The sequence below is a fragment of the Borreliella carolinensis genome (assembly GCF_032595855.2).
Lineage (GTDB): Bacteria > Spirochaetota > Spirochaetia > Borreliales > Borreliaceae > Borreliella > Borreliella carolinensis.
The window spans coordinates 15,827-32,113 of the sequence record NZ_CP132453.1 but is presented as its reverse complement, the minus strand read 5'-3'; the positions used below and the strand labels follow the sequence as shown (position 1 = coordinate 32,113).

Annotated in this window: 18 protein-coding genes; 12 read left to right on the top strand and 6 right to left on the bottom strand. The window is 29.0% G+C overall.

The window, feature by feature from the left end; all coding sequences use genetic code 11:
* Positions 1-11 precede the first annotated feature (11 nt).
* Positions 12-551, top strand: a complete 540-nt coding sequence (locus tag QIA46_RS00170) for a P13 family porin (RefSeq protein WP_317268021.1) — start codon at positions 12-14, stop codon at positions 549-551.
* 69 nt (positions 552-620) lie between these two features.
* Here the strand turns inward: QIA46_RS00170 and smpB are convergent, their stop codons facing one another.
* The gene (gene smpB, locus QIA46_RS00165; RefSeq protein WP_317268020.1) at positions 621-1,073 is read right to left on the bottom strand and encodes an SsrA-binding protein SmpB; all 453 of its coding nucleotides are present in this window, start codon (positions 1,071-1,073) and stop codon (positions 621-623) included.
* A gap of 11 nt (positions 1,074-1,084) precedes the next feature.
* Positions 1,085-2,557: an SUMF1/EgtB/PvdO family nonheme iron enzyme gene (locus QIA46_RS00160; protein ID WP_317268019.1), complete on the bottom strand. Its 1,473-nt coding sequence runs from the start codon at positions 2,555-2,557 to the stop codon at positions 1,085-1,087.
* Positions 2,558-2,627: 70 nt separating this feature from the next.
* Between QIA46_RS00160 and lepB (QIA46_RS00155) the strand changes: the two genes are divergently transcribed.
* Genes lepB (QIA46_RS00155) through QIA46_RS00145 form a run of 3 tightly spaced genes read left to right on the top strand, consistent with a single transcriptional unit; the run spans position 2,628 to position 4,666 of the window.
* Positions 2,628-3,608: a signal peptidase I gene (gene lepB / locus QIA46_RS00155; RefSeq protein WP_317268018.1), complete on the top strand. Its 981-nt coding sequence runs from the start codon at positions 2,628-2,630 to the stop codon at positions 3,606-3,608.
* A 1-nt stretch (position 3,609) separates the two neighbouring features.
* The gene (gene lepB / locus QIA46_RS00150) at positions 3,610-4,245 is read left to right on the top strand and encodes a signal peptidase I (protein ID WP_301341238.1); all 636 of its coding nucleotides are present in this window, start codon (positions 3,610-3,612) and stop codon (positions 4,243-4,245) included.
* Entirely contained in the window at positions 4,235-4,666 is a 432-nt protein-coding gene (locus QIA46_RS00145; RefSeq protein ID WP_317268017.1) for a DUF188 domain-containing protein, read from the top strand. The genes lepB (QIA46_RS00150) and QIA46_RS00145 overlap by 11 nt, the downstream gene beginning before the upstream one ends.
* Here QIA46_RS00145 and bamB read toward each other — a convergent pair.
* Positions 4,652-5,701: an outer membrane protein assembly factor BamB gene (gene bamB / locus QIA46_RS00140; RefSeq protein WP_317268016.1), complete on the bottom strand. Its 1,050-nt coding sequence runs from the start codon at positions 5,699-5,701 to the stop codon at positions 4,652-4,654. The two genes, QIA46_RS00145 and bamB, sit on opposite strands and share 15 nt — an antisense overlap.
* A gap of 7 nt (positions 5,702-5,708) precedes the next feature.
* Entirely contained in the window at positions 5,709-6,347 is a 639-nt protein-coding gene (locus tag QIA46_RS00135; RefSeq protein WP_301341235.1) for a BB0027 family outer member beta-barrel protein, read from the bottom strand.
* A 150-nt stretch (positions 6,348-6,497) separates the two neighbouring features.
* Here QIA46_RS00135 and QIA46_RS00130 point away from each other — a divergent pair, with 150 nt between their 5' ends.
* Positions 6,498-7,403, top strand: a complete 906-nt coding sequence (locus QIA46_RS00130) for a bifunctional 5,10-methylenetetrahydrofolate dehydrogenase/5,10-methenyltetrahydrofolate cyclohydrolase (RefSeq protein WP_317259951.1) — start codon at positions 6,498-6,500, stop codon at positions 7,401-7,403.
* On the top strand, positions 7,404-8,135 hold the full coding sequence (locus QIA46_RS00125; protein WP_071890552.1) for a YebC/PmpR family DNA-binding transcriptional regulator: 732 nt from the start codon (positions 7,404-7,406) through the stop codon (positions 8,133-8,135). It begins immediately after the preceding gene.
* A 6-nt stretch (positions 8,136-8,141) separates the two neighbouring features.
* Here the strand turns inward: QIA46_RS00125 and QIA46_RS00120 are convergent, their stop codons facing one another.
* Positions 8,142-9,284: a PQQ-dependent sugar dehydrogenase gene (locus QIA46_RS00120; RefSeq protein ID WP_317268015.1), complete on the bottom strand. Its 1,143-nt coding sequence runs from the start codon at positions 9,282-9,284 to the stop codon at positions 8,142-8,144.
* 75 nt (positions 9,285-9,359) lie between these two features.
* On the opposite strand from QIA46_RS00120, the gene ruvA reads away from it, so the two are divergent.
* The 6 genes from ruvA (at position 9,360) to QIA46_RS00090 (ending at position 15,300) form a co-directional block, all read left to right on the top strand.
* Positions 9,360-9,953 (top strand): Holliday junction branch migration protein RuvA, encoded by a 594-nt coding sequence (gene ruvA, locus QIA46_RS00115; RefSeq protein WP_317268014.1) that lies wholly within the window; start codon positions 9,360-9,362, stop codon positions 9,951-9,953.
* Positions 9,954-9,997: 44 nt separating this feature from the next.
* Complete coding sequence (gene ruvB, locus QIA46_RS00110) at positions 9,998-11,041, top strand: Holliday junction branch migration DNA helicase RuvB (protein WP_317268013.1); 1,044 nt, start codon at positions 9,998-10,000, stop codon at positions 11,039-11,041.
* On the top strand, positions 11,016-12,056 hold the full coding sequence (queA, locus tag QIA46_RS00105; protein ID WP_317268012.1) for a tRNA preQ1(34) S-adenosylmethionine ribosyltransferase-isomerase QueA: 1,041 nt from the start codon (positions 11,016-11,018) through the stop codon (positions 12,054-12,056). Before ruvB ends, queA begins: the two co-directional genes overlap by 26 nt.
* Before the next feature lie 71 nt (positions 12,057-12,127).
* Entirely contained in the window at positions 12,128-13,795 is a 1,668-nt protein-coding gene (locus QIA46_RS00100; RefSeq protein ID WP_317268011.1) for a diphosphate--fructose-6-phosphate 1-phosphotransferase, read from the top strand.
* A gap of 7 nt (positions 13,796-13,802) precedes the next feature.
* On the top strand, positions 13,803-14,315 hold the full coding sequence (locus tag QIA46_RS00095) for a hypothetical protein (RefSeq protein ID WP_316255933.1): 513 nt from the start codon (positions 13,803-13,805) through the stop codon (positions 14,313-14,315).
* 4 nt (positions 14,316-14,319) lie between these two features.
* Positions 14,320-15,300 (top strand): RluA family pseudouridine synthase, encoded by a 981-nt coding sequence (locus QIA46_RS00090; RefSeq protein ID WP_317268010.1) that lies wholly within the window; start codon positions 14,320-14,322, stop codon positions 15,298-15,300.
* On the opposite strand, the gene QIA46_RS00085 is transcribed toward QIA46_RS00090, so the two are convergent.
* The gene (locus QIA46_RS00085; RefSeq protein ID WP_317268009.1) at positions 15,297-16,262 is read right to left on the bottom strand and encodes a YitT family protein; all 966 of its coding nucleotides are present in this window, start codon (positions 16,260-16,262) and stop codon (positions 15,297-15,299) included. The two genes, QIA46_RS00090 and QIA46_RS00085, sit on opposite strands and share 4 nt — an antisense overlap.
* Between the last annotated feature and the right edge of the window lie 25 nt (positions 16,263-16,287).

Genomic DNA, 16,287 nt, shown 5'->3' with positions numbered 1-16,287 from the left:
AGGGGTTTTTTATGAATAAATTTTTAATTTTTGTTTTGGCAATCTTTTGTGTTTTTTCTAGCTTTGCTCAAACTAATGATTCTAAAAGTGATGCGTTTGGCATGAGTGCTGGAGAAAAACTTTTGGTTTATGAAACTAGCAAGCAAGATTCTATTGTGCCATTTTTATTGAACCTTTTCTTAGGGTTTGGAATAGGCTCCTTTGCTCAAGGAGATATTCTTGGAGGATCTCTTATTCTTGGATTTGATGCGATTGGTATAGGACTTATACTTACTGGAGCTTATTTGGATATCAAAGCTCTTGATAATAATGTCAAAAAAGCTGCTTTCCAATGGACCTGGGGTAAGGGAGTTATGTTAGCGGGTGTGGTTACTATGGCTGTGACAAGATTGACAGAAATTATTCTTCCATTTACATTTGCTAATAGTTATAATAGGAAGCTAAAAAATAGTCTTAATATAGCTTTGGGAGGATTTGAGCCTAGTTTTGATATTGCGATGGGTCAAGCAAGTGCTCTTGGGTTTGAACTGTCTTTCAAAAAAAGCTATTAATTTTATTTATTATAAAAATGAGTGATTGCAATTCTTTATTGTGATTGCTCATTGTAATTAAAAGAGCTTTTATTTATATTTTATGTCTCTACTAAGATCTTTTTTTATGCTTTTTTGTTTTAGTATTTCTCTTTTGTCATACAATTTTTTTCCTTTACATATTCCAACTTCTACTTTGATTAATGATTTTTTTAAATAGAAACTAATAGGAATTAAAGTATATCCCTCTTTTTCTTTAAATTTTTTTAGCCTTTGTAATTCCTTTTTTTTGATTAAAAGTTTTCTAGATCTTAATTCATCATGATTAAAGATATTTCCTTCTTTATATTTTGATACATGCAAGTTTTCAAGCCACAATTCTTCTTTTTTTATGCTTGCAAAGCTATTATTAAATGATAATTTTTTTGTCTTTATTGATTTTACCTCGGTTCCTTTTAGTACTATTCCACAACTGATTTTTTCTTCAATAAAGTAATTAAATTTCGCTTTTTTGTTTTCAAGAATCAAAGTGTTTGTGTTCAAATCTATTCCTTTTATTCCTTTGATACAATCAATCTAAAACCAATATTTGGAGAACTCCAATTTTTCAAAAAAGAAGCTTTAGTTGATGGATTGAGTAAATTATTATTTTGATGAGAGTATGTTCTAATTTCTGTTATCAATGAGTGAAAATTTGAATTTTCGTTATAAAAATTTTTTTCATTTTTGAATATTGCGATATCATTAAAAGATGAATTTTGCATTAAATTCCAAAATCCAACTTTTTGTGATATTTCATTAATATTTAATGGGTTTTTGTTTGGTTCTTTTTGGTATAATTCCCATTCTTGTGATATAGGCAGTCTTGCTTTAAATCCCGAAGGAAGTTTTTTAGAGTACCAGTTGGCGTATTCTATTGCTGAGAAATAAGATATTCCTGTGATAGCTTCATTTAAGCCTATTTGATTAAAATTTTTAAGATAATTTTCATCTACAAGTTGTTCTTTAATTAAATTTTCTTTATTATTTAATGCCCATTTTGGATTTTCTTTTAAAAAATCTTGATACTCGTATTTTGTAACATTTTGTTCTTGAATAAGAAATTCTTTTATACTATAGGTAGATTTTAGTGAAATATTTTTTAAATCTAATGAATCTAATTCATAATTTTGGATTTTTTCTATTTTATTTGAATTTATTTTTTTAAATCCAGGCAATTTTATATTGATTTTTTCATTTTTAGAAATTAATTGAATATTTTCATTGTCTAAGGTTTTGGCTAATGTTTTAACCCAAGGTTCATTTTTTGTTAGCATTTTTAAATCTTTATCTAAATTTTCTAAAAACCAAAAGATGGCTCTATTTTCTAAATCAAAATTTGTTTTCAAAGAGTTCCATATTTCTTCTTGATTGCTATTGTTTTGGTCTATTGAATATATGATTTTATATGAATCTAGAAAATCTTTAAACATTTCGATTGAATTTAGGTAAGGTATGGAATTTTTTAGAAAATTTTTAATGTATTTAGGATGTTCTTTGAGCTCACTAGATATTAATGAAAATACGGGAATTAGTTTTGTATTTTCATTAGTATTTTTTATTTTAACCATTATAGAGAGTTCTTTTTGTCTTTGTTTAATGATCTTTTCAGGATCAACCAGTTCTAAATTTATTTGCAAACTGTAGTTTCCAAAAAATTTGTTGTGAATTTTTATCTTTTGTTCGTAGGTTTTAAATCCCATCCTTTTTGCTCTAATAATTCCTTCAGTGGCATTTATATATTTGTTAAGTGGAGTTCTTCCGATATATTTTTCGTTTAAATATATGTAAGTGTTTGCAATATTGGAATTTATTTTTAAATATGCTCCTGGATTTTTAAACTTAGGTATAATTATTAAAATTGATATTAAACTTAAAAGCAATATTATTGTTGTAAGAAATACGTAAACCTTAGGCGCTATTCCTAGAATTGGCTTTAATTTAACTTCAAAAAGCTCAATATTTGAATTCTCGTCAACCTCTTTCATCTTTTAAAGTATAGAAAAGTATTTAAATAAGTGTCAATATTTTGTATGATTTAATTCTTGAGGTTAGATTATGTATTTAAGAAGATTGGATAAATTTGCATCTTTTTTGGTACACATTGTTGAGAAATATTTGACATATAGAAAAAGAAAGAAATATTTTTGTAAATTAAGGGCCAAGAAACGAGGGTTTTTGCTTAATTTTTTGTTTGATTTTATAGCAGCAGCAATTTTTGTATTGGTAATAAATCAATATTTTGTTCAAGCCTATAAAATACCATCAGGTTCAATGGAAAATACTCTTCAAATAGGGGATTTTTTATTTGTAGATAAATTTTCTTATGGCCCTGAACTTTTACCAGGATTATTTAAGATTAATGGTTTTAAAGTCCCAGAGGAATCCGATATTATTATTTTTGAAAATCCAGAATATAAATCAAAGGGTGTTTTTTTTGACATCTTTCAAAGAATACTTTACATGTTAACGTTATCTTTTATTGATCTTGATAGAGATGAATATGGCAATCCTAATGTTAGATTTCTTGTGAAAAGGGGTGTGTTTGCAGACGGTAAAATTGTTAGGTTTAATAACGGCAAAGCTTATATTAAAAGAGAAGGTGAGGAAAATTTTATTTTAGAAGATTCTTATTGGGATTTGGTTGATAAAAATTTTAAAATTAAAAAAATTGTGGCAAATGAGGACTATGGGATTTATGGCGATTTTGCTATGTTTGTTGCTTTGAGCCAGTTAAATATAAATTTAAGTAGCACTCCCGATTTTTCATTTTTTGATGTTAGAATGATTGATAGGTTTGAGTTTGAAAGGTTGGAATATAAGTATTTATCTGCTTTTATGCCTTATGTTGATTATTATATGGAAAAAGCAATAATAAGAGATTGTGGAATTTATGTTCCTTATGGATATGTTTTGCCAATTGGGGACAATAGAGACAATTCTCATGATGGTCGATTTTTTGGAGTAATCAATAAAAATAAAGTGCTTGGAAGAACTTTGATAATATATCTTCCATTTTCTAGGGTAGGATTTATTTAAAATGGCTCCGTATTTAACTTTCGAGCAAAGGCTTTTGAGGAAAAAGCAAAGAAAATTTTTTTTAAAATGTGTTGTAACATTTTTAATTTTAAATTTTTTTTTCACAAAGTTTGTTTTGCAAATTTTTATGATTAAAAGTAATGAAATGTTGCCAACAATAACAAAAAATGCTAGTTTATTTTTTGTAGCAACACATATAACTTCTTTTTTTATTCCTTTGAAAATGAATGATATTGTTCTTTATGAGGATTTTAGGCTAAGTAATAATTTTTTATTAACTTTAATAAAAGATTTCTTTTTTTTAAATAAAATTTTTAAAAGAGCAAGCTATAAAGTATCAAGAATAGTAGCTGTTCAGGGTGATTCTGTGTATGTTAGAGGTTTAAATGTTTTGGTAAATAAAAAGGATACAAATTTTTTTTATTTGAATGGCAATTTGGTTAGCTATTATAAGTTGAATAATTTTTTTAATACAGATGAAGTGGTTAAGTGTTTTACTTTAAAAAAAAATGAATTTTTTTTACTAAATGACAATTTAAATGTTTTAAATGATTCTAGAATATTTGGACCTATTAATAAAAATGCCATTGTTTCTTTTTTGGCCTTTAAGGTAGTGGACTATAAGATTGTTAAATAAAATTTTTGTTGATGCTGATTCTTGTAATTTTAAGATAATAAAATTTTTACAAAAATTTATATTACACAATAAATCAGAACTTATTGTAGTTTCTAATAAATTTTTAAGTTTGGAAAAAACAGAAAATGTTTTTTTTGAAGTGGTAGATAATGTTGATTCATTTATTTTAAATTTAGCAAATAGGCATAGCCTTGTGATTACTCGAGATATTTTTTTTGCCAAACTCCTTTTAGATATTGAGGCCAAGGTTATGAACGATGAGGGTAGAATTTTCGATATGAATAATATAAATTATTTATATTTTAAATCTAAGATTAATTTCAATTTGAAAATTAAGATTAAAAAATATTATGATGAAGATTTTAATAAATCTAGATATGAGAAATTTGTAAAGAATTTTTATTCTTTATTCTTTAGTTAATTTTCTGTTTTCCAATTTCCACAAACCCTTGCCTTGGGTTAATATATAAATCGTGTTGCTTGATACAGGAATAATATCATTAAGGCCCGTTTTGCTTAGCTGAGATCCGTTATAAGCCCCAGGTTCTACTGATTTTGAGGGTGCTTGTAGAGCAAAAATCCCGTCTTTATTTTTTGTAAATTCTGCAAATCCATTATTACTTCCGATTAATATTGCATCATTAAATTCTCTTGCAAAGTAGCCGCTAAATTCGCCTACTTCGTCTTGATTAAATATTGGTGTTGTGTAATTATTTGCACTTGAGTACACCTTAAATTTTGTATCTAAATTATTATAACCCCCAGTCATTACTAAAATTTCAGAAGAACCCCTAATGCTTGTTTTAATGATAGGCATTATTTCCTTGGCTTGTTGATAGTCTATGTTTGCATATGTATTGTTATTCATTTGCCATATTTTAAGTGAATTTCCCGTAATTAATTGATCTTCATTTGATATTTGATAAAACTTGTCATTTTCAGTAGCTTGTGATGGCGTTTTGTCAGCTCCTTGTAGATCAAAAATTTTCTCACGATTATTTTTGTCTATAGCTAAAATATATGCGTTTTTTACGCCATCTCTTCCCACAGATTTTAAGAATTTATATGCTTTTAATGGTTTTTTAAATTTTAATTTCCAATCTTTTCCATTTAGCTCGCAAACTTCTAGTTCTTCTTGTTTGTTTTGTGCTAAAAGATAGGTTTTCCCAGATATATTTACAATGTCGTTTATAAACTCATAAGAATTGCTCAAATCAATTTTTTCAATCTTGCCCTTTTCTTTTTTAAATAAATTCATGGCTGCAATGTAGAGAGTTTCCCCTACTAGAGAAATTCCTCTTGGACTTGAACTACCTAAAATATTGTATTCATGGCTTATTTTTTGCAAATTTCCTAATTGGGAAAATATAGATTCGCTTGAGCATGCTAGTAGTAAAAATATTAATAAGTTTAAAATTAATCTTTTTTTAAAATAGTTTTCATATTTTTGTTTCATTTTTATCCTACAATTTATTTACATTTACTGTAACTGATAATGATATAAGTGCAAAATGCGCCATTTTAGCAGAATTTCCAAATTCAAACATCATCCACCAAGATGCTGTTGCTCCGAAAGCCCATTTATAGTTAAAGTTCCATAAAATTCCAGATCCAAAAGAGACTGTAGGAAGTGCATCAAAAGTTCTTAAATTTGTAATATTATTGTTTCTATCTCCATATGTGTTAAGAGAAAATCCTACATTTGTGAAAACTGGAATTTGAAATAATTCTCCTATATCAAATATATAATTTAATGAAAATGTAATAGGCACGCTATAAAAAATTTTACCCACACTTGAATCTGGATTTAATATGTTAAAAGAATGGTTAATATCAAAGTTAAACATATATCTTAGTTCAAGTCCAATTGCCAAATTATTTAGAATATGGTACTGGTATTTTATTGCCCCAATACCTCCCGGATATAAATTGGTGGGATAAGCTTTTGATAAGTCGTTGTAAAAAACAGGAATCCCAACACTTAAATCTATTCCTAAGGTGGAGTTTGTATGTCTATCAATATTGACTGCGGCCGTAATTTTTTTTATGTTTACACCAATTAACAAAACTGTAATTAGTGTTATAAAAAGATACTTTCTCATTATTCTCCATTCTTTTAAAATTATTATCCTTGTTTATTATAGTTGAAAATAAATTTAATTACAATTTGAAATTTGGTTGTTTGGCTTTTCTTATATTTACAATCTAAGTATAATATTAAGGTAATCTTGTTAGGTTTAAGGGGGTATATTTTGAATACTGTGTTTAATGGGAAAGATTTTGCGAATAAGTATTATTTAATGCTTAAAGAATTCTTAAAGCAGCATGATCTGAGAGATAAAATTGCATTAAAAGTTATTTTAGCAAATGATGAACCTGCAAGCAAGCTTTATGTTTCAATCAAAAGTCGAGTTGCAAAAGAGATTGGCTTGAATGTTGAAATAATTAAATTTCCTACAAATTCTCTTCAAAGCGATATTTTACAAGTAATTGATAGAGAAAATAAAAATTTAAGTACAGACGGAATTATTGTTCAATTACCCCTTTTGAAAGGCATGGATTTAAATTCTATTTTAAATGGCATAGTTTATTCAAAAGATGTTGATGGTTTATCTTTTGTTAATTTAGGAAAAATGATTTTGGGCGATAAAAAAGGATTTATTCCTTGTACAGCTCTTGCCGTATTAAAGATTTTGCGAGATGAAGGGATAAAAACATCGGGGAAAACGGTTGTTGTGGTTGGTAGAAGTCCTCTTGTAGGAAGGCCTATTTCAATATTGCTCTCATCAAAACCTTATGATGCAACTGTTATTGCTTGTCACAGCAAGAGTATTTATTTAGATGTTTATTTAAGACAGGCAGATATTGTTATTTCTGCTGTTGGTAAGCCCAAGTTGATAGATAAAAGTATGTTGTGCGGAAAGCCTTATGTGATTGATATTGGTATTTCTGAAATTGAGATTGATAACGGAAAAATTCTCTCAGGCGATACAGATTTTGACAATATTAAAGAGTGCGTTAAATTTATTACTCCTGTTAAGGGAGGAATAGGGCCCGTTACGGTTCTTATGTTAATGTTTAATACAATTAAAGCTCATTTGATTAATAATAAGATGTTTGACGTTTTAAATCGGTTGGAAAAATTGGTGGAGGTGTAAATGTCTGGTCACAGTAAATGGTCAACAATAAAGAGAAAAAAAGGTGCTCTTGATGCAAAGCGCAATAAAATTTTTACAAAGCTAATAAGAGAAATAACCATTGCAGCTAAAATAGGGGGTGGGGATATTGAATCTAATCCGAGGCTAAGGGTAGCTGTTAACAAGGCCAAGGTTGCCAATATGCCAAAAGATAATATTGAGAAGGCAATAAAAAAGGGTATTGGCGGTAATGAAGGGGTTGAATATTTTGAGATAACTTATGAGGCTTATGCTCCTTATGGGGTTGCTTTAATGATTAAATGCTTAACAGATAATAAAAATAGAACCTCTAGCGATGTAAAAAGTGTTCTTTCAAAAGGTGGAGGATCTCTTGGTACCCCAGGTTCAGTCTCATATATGTTTTACAGAAAGGGTCTTATTGTGTACAGTTTAGAAAAATATCGTGAAGATGAAATAATGGAATTTGCATTAGAAGTTGGTGTTGAAGATATTTTAGTTTCAAACAATGAAGCGGAAGTTATAACAAGTCCTGATGATTTTGACAAAGTTTTATCTTTTTTAAAAACTAAATTTAAAGAAGAAGTGGCAGAGATAGCTTTAATTCCTGAAAATAAAATTTCTTTAAACAAAGAGCAAGCAGAAAAAATAATTCTTCTTGTTGAAAAGCTTGAAGATTTTGATGATGTTCAGGAAGTAATTCATAATTTAGAGATTCCAGAAGAATTAAGTTAGTTTTATTTAAATCTTTTCGTAGTAGACTCTGTATACTTTATTTCTAAAATCATCTGTAAAAAGAATTGAACCATCGTAATATGTGATGATATCAACAGGGCGTCCAAATTTAGAGTTATCAGGCTTTAAAAACCCATATAAAAAAGTTTTGTAATTTTTTGCTGTTCTATTTTTAAAATCAATGTCTAGTGTAGTTATTTTGTAGCCAACAGGAGAAGATCTGTTCCACGAGCCGTGTTCTGCTATGAATAATTTATTTATATATTCTTTTGGAAAGTTACTCCCTTGGTAAAAGTGTATTCCAAGTGGGGCTACATGTGCGGGAAGTTCGTAAATAGATGGGCTAAACTTAGTGTTTTTGGGTGCCTTGTTATAAAAACTGTAATTTTTTTGATTTTTCCCAAACAAATAGGGAAATCCAAAATGCTCTTTGTATTCGACTACTACGTTTATTTCGTCCGGGGGAATGTCGTCTCCCAATCCATCTTGGCCATTGTCGCTAAAATATATTTCATTGCTAATTGGATGAAAATCAAACCCAACTGAGTTTCTCACCCCAAAAGCCACTATTTTTTCTTTTTTTGTTTTTAAATCGATGCTAAGGATTATTGATTCTTTTTTTGGAGGAATTTTAGCATTGTATTGGGATCCTATGTTTACTATTAATTTGTTATTTTTGGGATCCGCTTTAATGTAACGTCCTGCGTGCATTTTGGTATTATTTTTTGGTAAAAGTGAAAAAATTTGCATTTTCCATGTATATTCTTTATTTGATTTTATGCTTTTATTAATTTCTTCTTTTACATTTTCAACTACATATATTTTATCGACAGAAGATATATAGAGTTTATTATCCCAATAAGCAATACCAATAGGTTTTTGCAGGGTTTTTGCTATGGTATAGATTTTTTTGTTTTTTGTTACAAAGTATGCAAAATTGCTCCCAGATCCTATGAATATATTTCCATCTTGATCGCTTGTGATTCCTCTGGGTTTTTCAATTGTATTGTTTAAGAAAATTTCGACTTTAAATCCATTGGGAACTTTTAGTGTGCTTGTTGTTTCTTCTGCTACCACCATAGTTATAGATAAGATTAAGAAAATAGCTGTAATGAATTGAAAATGGTTATTTGGAAATTTATTTTTCATTTAGTGTCCTTTTTTGCTTAAGGTTTTTGCTTTAAATTGGATGTTTCTGTGTAATATAATTTATAATTTAATTATATGATAAATAAGATTCATGGTAAAGTTATAGAAAAGAAAGAATATAGTTTGGTTTTAATGACCACTGTTTTTGAATTTGAACTTTTAGCTAGTGCATTTTGCCTTGCTAATTTTAATTTGTCAGAGAAAGTTGAGCTATTTACTTATCTTTATACAAGAGAAAATGAATTAAAACTTTTTGGATTTTTGAATTCAGATGAAAGAGAGATCTTTAAGGGTCTTATTGGAGTAAGTGGAATAGGGCCAAAGGCCGCTTTAAGGGTGTTATCCAATATAAGGTATAATGAGTTTAAAGAGGCTATTGATAGAGAAGATGTTGAGCTTGTTTCTAAAATCAAAGGCATTGGCAAAAAAATGGCTGGTAAAATGTTTTTACATCTTCAAGGCAAGCTTTTGATTAATAGTGAGCTTGAATCTACTAGTCTTTTTAGATTTAAAGAATTAGAAGAATCAATTGTTAGCATGGGGTTTGATAGAAAAATTGTTAATAGCAAGATTAGAGAGGCTTCCAATTTAGCTGAATTTTCAAATTTAAAAGATTCTGAAAAGGAGCAGTTTTTATTTAAGGAGGTTTTAAAAAGAATATCAAGTTAATTGTTGGTTTTTTATAGAGAAAAAATAGTTTTTAAGGAGTATTTATGAAAGAAGAAAATGATATAAGTTTTTTAAACTCTAATGAAAATTATTTATATGATAAGAGTGAAAATGAGCTTAGGCCCAAAGTTTTTGAAGATTTTAAAGGTCAGGTTAATGTTAAAGAAACCCTTAGTATTTTTATAAAAGCTTCTAAAGAGAGAGATGAGGCCTTGGACCATGTGTTTTTAAGTGGTCCACCAGGTCTTGGGAAGACTACTCTTGCAAGTATTATTGCTTTTGAGATGAATGCTTCGATTAAGATTACCTCAGCTCCGGCTTTTGACAAGCCCAAAGATATTATTGGCATTTTAACAGGGCTTGATGAGAAGAGTGTTTTATTTATTGATGAAATACACAGACTCAGACCAATAATAGAAGAAATGCTTTGTATTGCCATGGAAGATTATGAGCTGGACTGGGTAATAGGGCAAGGAGCTAATGCAAGAACTGTTCGAATGCCACTTCCAAAATTCACATTGATTGGAGCTACTACTAAACCGGGAAAAGTAACATCTCCACTTTATGCGAGATTTGGAATTACTGCAAGATTTGAACTTTACAGCGAAATAGAGCTTGTTGAGATAATAAAGAGAAATTCTGTTATTTTAAATATTGAAATAGAAGAGGATGCTGCTTTTCTTCTTGCAAGAAGTTCAAGAGGGACTCCCCGAATAGCAAATAGATTGCTAAGGAGAATAAGAGATATTGCCCAGGTAACCGGAAGTTTGGTTATTACAAGTGACATTGTTTCAATTGGGCTTGAAATGCTTAGAATTGATGGAGAAGGTCTTGATGAGCAAGATAGAAATATTTTAAGAAGCTTAATATTGAAATTTAATGGGGGACCCGTAGGTGTTGATACTTTAGCTATTTCTGTAGGAGAAACAGCTGATTCTCTTGAAGACTTTTATGAGCCTTATTTAATTATGAAAGGATTTATCAGCAGAACTCACAGGGGCCGTAAAGCTACTGAGTTTGCGTATCTTCACTTAAACTTAGAGATGAAAGAGGGTAGTCTTAATGAAAACCAAAGAGTTTCATTTTAATTTGCCCTATTCTTTAATAGCTCAATATCCAAGTGAAAAAAGAGGATCTTCAAGACTAATGGTACTGGATCCTAAATTGCAAAAAATTTACCATGAAGATTCTGTAAACAATATTTTAAAATATATAAATAGCAATACTTTTATTATTTTTAATAATTCAAAAGTTAGAAAATCAAGAATGTATGCAGAATCGGAGATAGGCAGTAATGTTGAGGTTTTAATTTTGGATAGAATTGACACCAATTCGTTTACTGCGCTTATTTCTAAGTCTAAAAAGCAAATTGTTGGAAATCTTTACAAATTTCCCGAAGGATTAATAGGTGAAATTTTGTCAAAAAATAGTAGTGAGATTGTTTTAAAATTTGATGTTGATGTTGGAGAAGATTATTTTGAAAAACATGGTTTTGTTCCCATACCCCCTTATATTAAAAGAGATTATGAAAAAATGGATGAAGATCGATATCAAACTGTTTATTCCAAATATGTTGGTTCTGCAGCTTCTGCTACTGCAGGGTTGCATTTCAGTAAGGATTTGTTTTCTGCTTTTGAAAAGAATAATATTGAATATGATTTTATCACTCTTCATGTGGGGCTTGGCACTTTTCTTCCTGTAAGATCAAAAAATATCGAAGAACACAATATGCATTTTGAAACTTTTTTAATAAAAGATTGTGTGGCTAAAAGATTACAAAATGCTAAATTTATTGGTAAAAAAATTTTATCAATTGGCACTACAACTCTTAGGGCTTTAGAGTCATCTTATGATAATAAGCTTAAGAAGTTTAAAACAGGCCAACAAAGTACAAATCTTTTTATTTATCCCGGAAAGAACTACTGTTTTAAGTTTGTCGACATGCTTTTTACCAATTTTCACACACCACAATCTACTCTTTTGATGTTGGTCTCTTCATTTGCAGGTAAAGATTTTGTGTTTAGTTCTTATGAAGAAGCTATAAATACAGGTTATAAATTTTTTTCCTACGGTGATGCTATGTTAGTTTTAAATCATATATAGATATTAATTGTGAATTATTTTAATATTTAAGTTATGATAAGGCTTAACTTAAATCATTAGGAGGAAAATGTATGAATACTTCTCTTTTTAATCAAGAAAGACAAAAGTATGTTCCTAAATTGCCAAGCATTTTAAAAAAAGATTTTAGTAATATTAGTTTGGTTTATGGAAAAAAAACTGAAGCAATTCAAGATAGACAGGCTTTAAAAGAATTTTTTAAGAATACTTATGGGTTGCCAATTGTAAGTTTTACCGAGGGAAACTCCAATTTATCTTTTTCAAAAGCTTTAAATATTGGAATTATTCTTTCTGGAGGGCCTGCTCCTGGGGGGCATAATGTTATATCTGGTGTTTTTGATGCAATAAAAAAATTCAATCCAAATTCAAAGATTTTTGGGTTTAAAGGGGGCCCTTTGGGCCTGTTGGAAAATGATAAAATTGAACTTACTGAAAGCTTAGTAAATTCTTATAGAAATACCGGGGGTTTTGATATTGTATCTTCTGGAAGAACAAAAATAGAAACCGAAGAACATTACAGTAAAGCTCTATTTGTTGCCAAAGAAAACAATCTTAATGCAATTATTATTATTGGTGGTGATGATTCGAATACCAATGCTGCTATTCTTGCTGAGTATTTCAAAAAGAAAGGAGAAAATATTCAAGTTATTGGAGTTCCAAAGACAATTGATGCTGATCTTAAAAATGATCATATTGAAATTTCATTTGGGTTTGATTCTGCTACAAAAATTTATTCTGAATTGATAGGTAATTTATATAGAGATGCTATGTCGACTAAAAAATATTGGCATTTTGTCAAACTTATGGGTAGGAGTGCATCTCATGTTGCTTTAGAATGTGCTTTAAAAACTCATCCAAACATTTGCATTGTGTCTGAAGAGGTTTTGGCTAAAAAGAAAACTTTGGCTGAGATTGTTGATGAAATGGTGTCTGTTATCTTGAAGAGATCTTTAAATGGGGATAATTTTGGAATAGTTATAGTTCCTGAAGGTCTGATTGAGTTTATTCCAGAAGTTAAGTCTTTAATGGTTGAATTATGTGATATTTTTGATAAAAATGAAGGTGAGTTTAAAGGGCTTAATATTGAAGGGATGAAAGAAATTTTCGTTTCCAAGCTTAGTGATTATATGAAGAGAGTTTATTTATCTTTGCCTTTGTTTATTCAAATTGAACTTGTAAATTCAATTTTAGAAAGAGATCCTCATGGGAATTTTAATGTTTCAAGAGTTCCTACTGAAAAATTGTTTATTGAAATGGTTCAATCAAGATTAAATGAACTGAAAAAAAGTGGAAAATATAAGGGAAGTTTTACCCCAGTTGATCATTTCTTTGGCTATGAAGGTAGAAGCGCTTTTCCTTCTAATTTTGATAGTGATTATTGTTATAGCTTGGGATATAATGCTGTTGTTCTTATTTTAAATGGTCTTACAGGCTATATGTCTTGTATAAAAAATTTAAATTTAAAACCAACAGATTGGATTGCAGGAGGAGTGCCTCTAACAATGTTGATGAACATGGAAGAGAGGTATGGAGAGAAAAAGCCTGTTATAAAAAAAGCCTTAGTTGATTTAGAAGGAAGGCCATTTAAAGAGTTTGTTAAAAATCGTGATAAGTGGGCTTTGAATAATTTGTATTCATGTCCAGGCCCTGTGCAGTATTTTGGTTCTTCTGAGATTGTTGATGAAATAACTGAGACTTTAAAGTTAGAATTATCAAAGTAGAAAGTTTATGCTTGTTAGAAGCTTGTTGTTACTTTTTGGTGTTTTGAATGTTTATTCAAATTCACTTGATTATTTCAAGCCGAATTTTAATTATTTAAAGTGGAGTATTGCTAAAAGTTTGCCATTGCAAGACAAATCGACTTCCAGTGGCAATTTTATTTCTCATAAAAAAAATAATAACATGCCTGTTGCTGATAATGACGATTCTTTTCTTTATAAAAATATTCAAGAGAATAAAGCTTTAAATCTTGAAAATGATCTTGAGTCAAAATCAGCAAAAGACCTGTTTAGGTTTTCAGCTATTAGTATTGGATCTTTTCCAATAGTTTTATTTTTGAGCTTGTTTTTTTTTGATGTGGGTTACTATTTTTATAGCGGAATGAATGCAAATTACGTTCCATATCCTTTTTCAAATGGTCCTAATTTTTCAAAAGATGAGATTTATAAAAAATTTATTGTTTCAGCTTCCATTGGGGCAATAGTTGCATTAACCATTGCTTTAATTGATTATTTTCTTTAATGATATGATAAGGCTTAAGAGAGAATTTACCGTTAAAGAAGATGCTTTAAGACTGGATCTTTACCTATCAAGTAATTTGGAGGTTCTTACTAGAAGTCAGATCAAAAGAAGAAATGTAGAAGCGTTTAAAAAGAGTAATGGGAAATTTTTGAAAATAAAATTGTCCAAACCTGTTTTTAAAGGCGATGAAATAATGATTGAATTTGATGAGGAGAGTAGTCAAATTGACTGCCTTAAGCCGAGTAATATCCCTATTTCTATAATTTATGAAGATTCTAATGTTATTGTTTTGAATAAACCCCAAGGAATTTTGAGTCATCCTGGAATATCGCATTGGGATGATACTGTTGTGAATTTTCTTTTATATCATATAAAAAGCTTGAAAATTGATTTTAATGAAGAAAAAATTAGACCTGGAATTGTTCATAGATTAGACAAAGATACTTCTGGAGTGCTAATTTGTGCGAAAAATATTAGCACCTTAAGATTTTTAGCTCAGCAGTTTAAAGATAAAATGACAAATAAAGTTTACATTGCAATTGTTAAGGGTAATTTTAATAGTTTTTTTGGAAGTATTGAATCTTTTATAGATAGAGATAAATACAACAGGAAAAGATTTAGTGTTTCTAAAGATAGAGGTAAAAATGCATTAACAGAATATAAATTGTTGCTCAATTTTGGAGGATATTCTCTTTTAGCTTTAAAGCCTAAAACCGGTCGCACTCATCAATTGAGAGTTCATATGAAGTATCTTAATTTTCCAATATTGGGAGATGAGGTTTATGGCAGAGTAGATGGCAGTTTAAAAAAAATCACCCTAATGCTTCATTCTTATAAGCTTGAAATTGATATTGGAAACAAATCTTTTGAGAAATTCATTTCTGAATTTCCCAAAAGATTTGTTATTTTTTTGTCAAATTTTTACAAGAGCGATGAATTGAATTTGATTATTGATAATTTGGTTCTCTTTTTAAGAGATTTTTAATTTAAAATTTCTTGTTTTAATGAGATTGGGTCAGTTATTATTTTTCCTCCAGTGATTTCATTAGTGTTAATAACAGTAATGAAACAATTTGGATCAACTTTTTGTGATATATACTTAATTCTTGATAAACGCATTATTGGAACTACTATAAATACTATAGTTTTTTCTGCTCCTGCCCAAGCCCCTTTCCCGTCTATTAATGTAGCAGCTAGTTTTAACTTGTTTGTAAGAAGATAAGCAATTTCTTTTCCTTTATCCGAAATGATTAATATTGCTTTTTGATTGCCAAATCCAGTGCTTGTTTTGTCTGTCATGATGGATGTTACAAATGATGCTATTAGGGTATAAAGTGCTATTTCAATATTAAAGAAAAAGGTTGCAAGCATTAATACTGCTAGATTGACAATGAAGTTTGTTGTTCCAATACTAATTGAGTATTTTTCTTTAATAATCATAGCAATTATATCTGATCCTCCCGAAGATCCCTTACCTTTAAATACTAGTCCAAGTCCAAGCCCAGAAATAAGTCCAGCTAGTATTGATACAAGCATCATATCGTTAAGATGTATTTTATTTTGTAAAAACTGGGAGTAGTTTATGATAATAGAATATAATCCCATTGAAATCCAACTTTGAATTATAAATGTTGTGTTTAAAAATTTTATTCCAATAAGAAATAATGGTATGTTTAATGCAAATATTGTCCATCCCAAATTGAAGCTTAACAGGTAATGTAGCATTAATGAAATACCCCCAATCCCCCCACTAAGAAGCCCATGAGGAATGTATAAAACATTGGTGGAAATTGCCATTAGTGCGGATCCTAAAGTTATTTGTATTGTGCTATCAAATATTAATTTGGGATTTTTAGTTATAGTCTTTATTTTTTTTATTAGTATTATGAATAATAGTTTGAGTTTTTTTTTAATCCTACGACAACGTATCTTTTTTTTCTTTTTCATCTTAATGCGAGCTACTTTTAAGCTA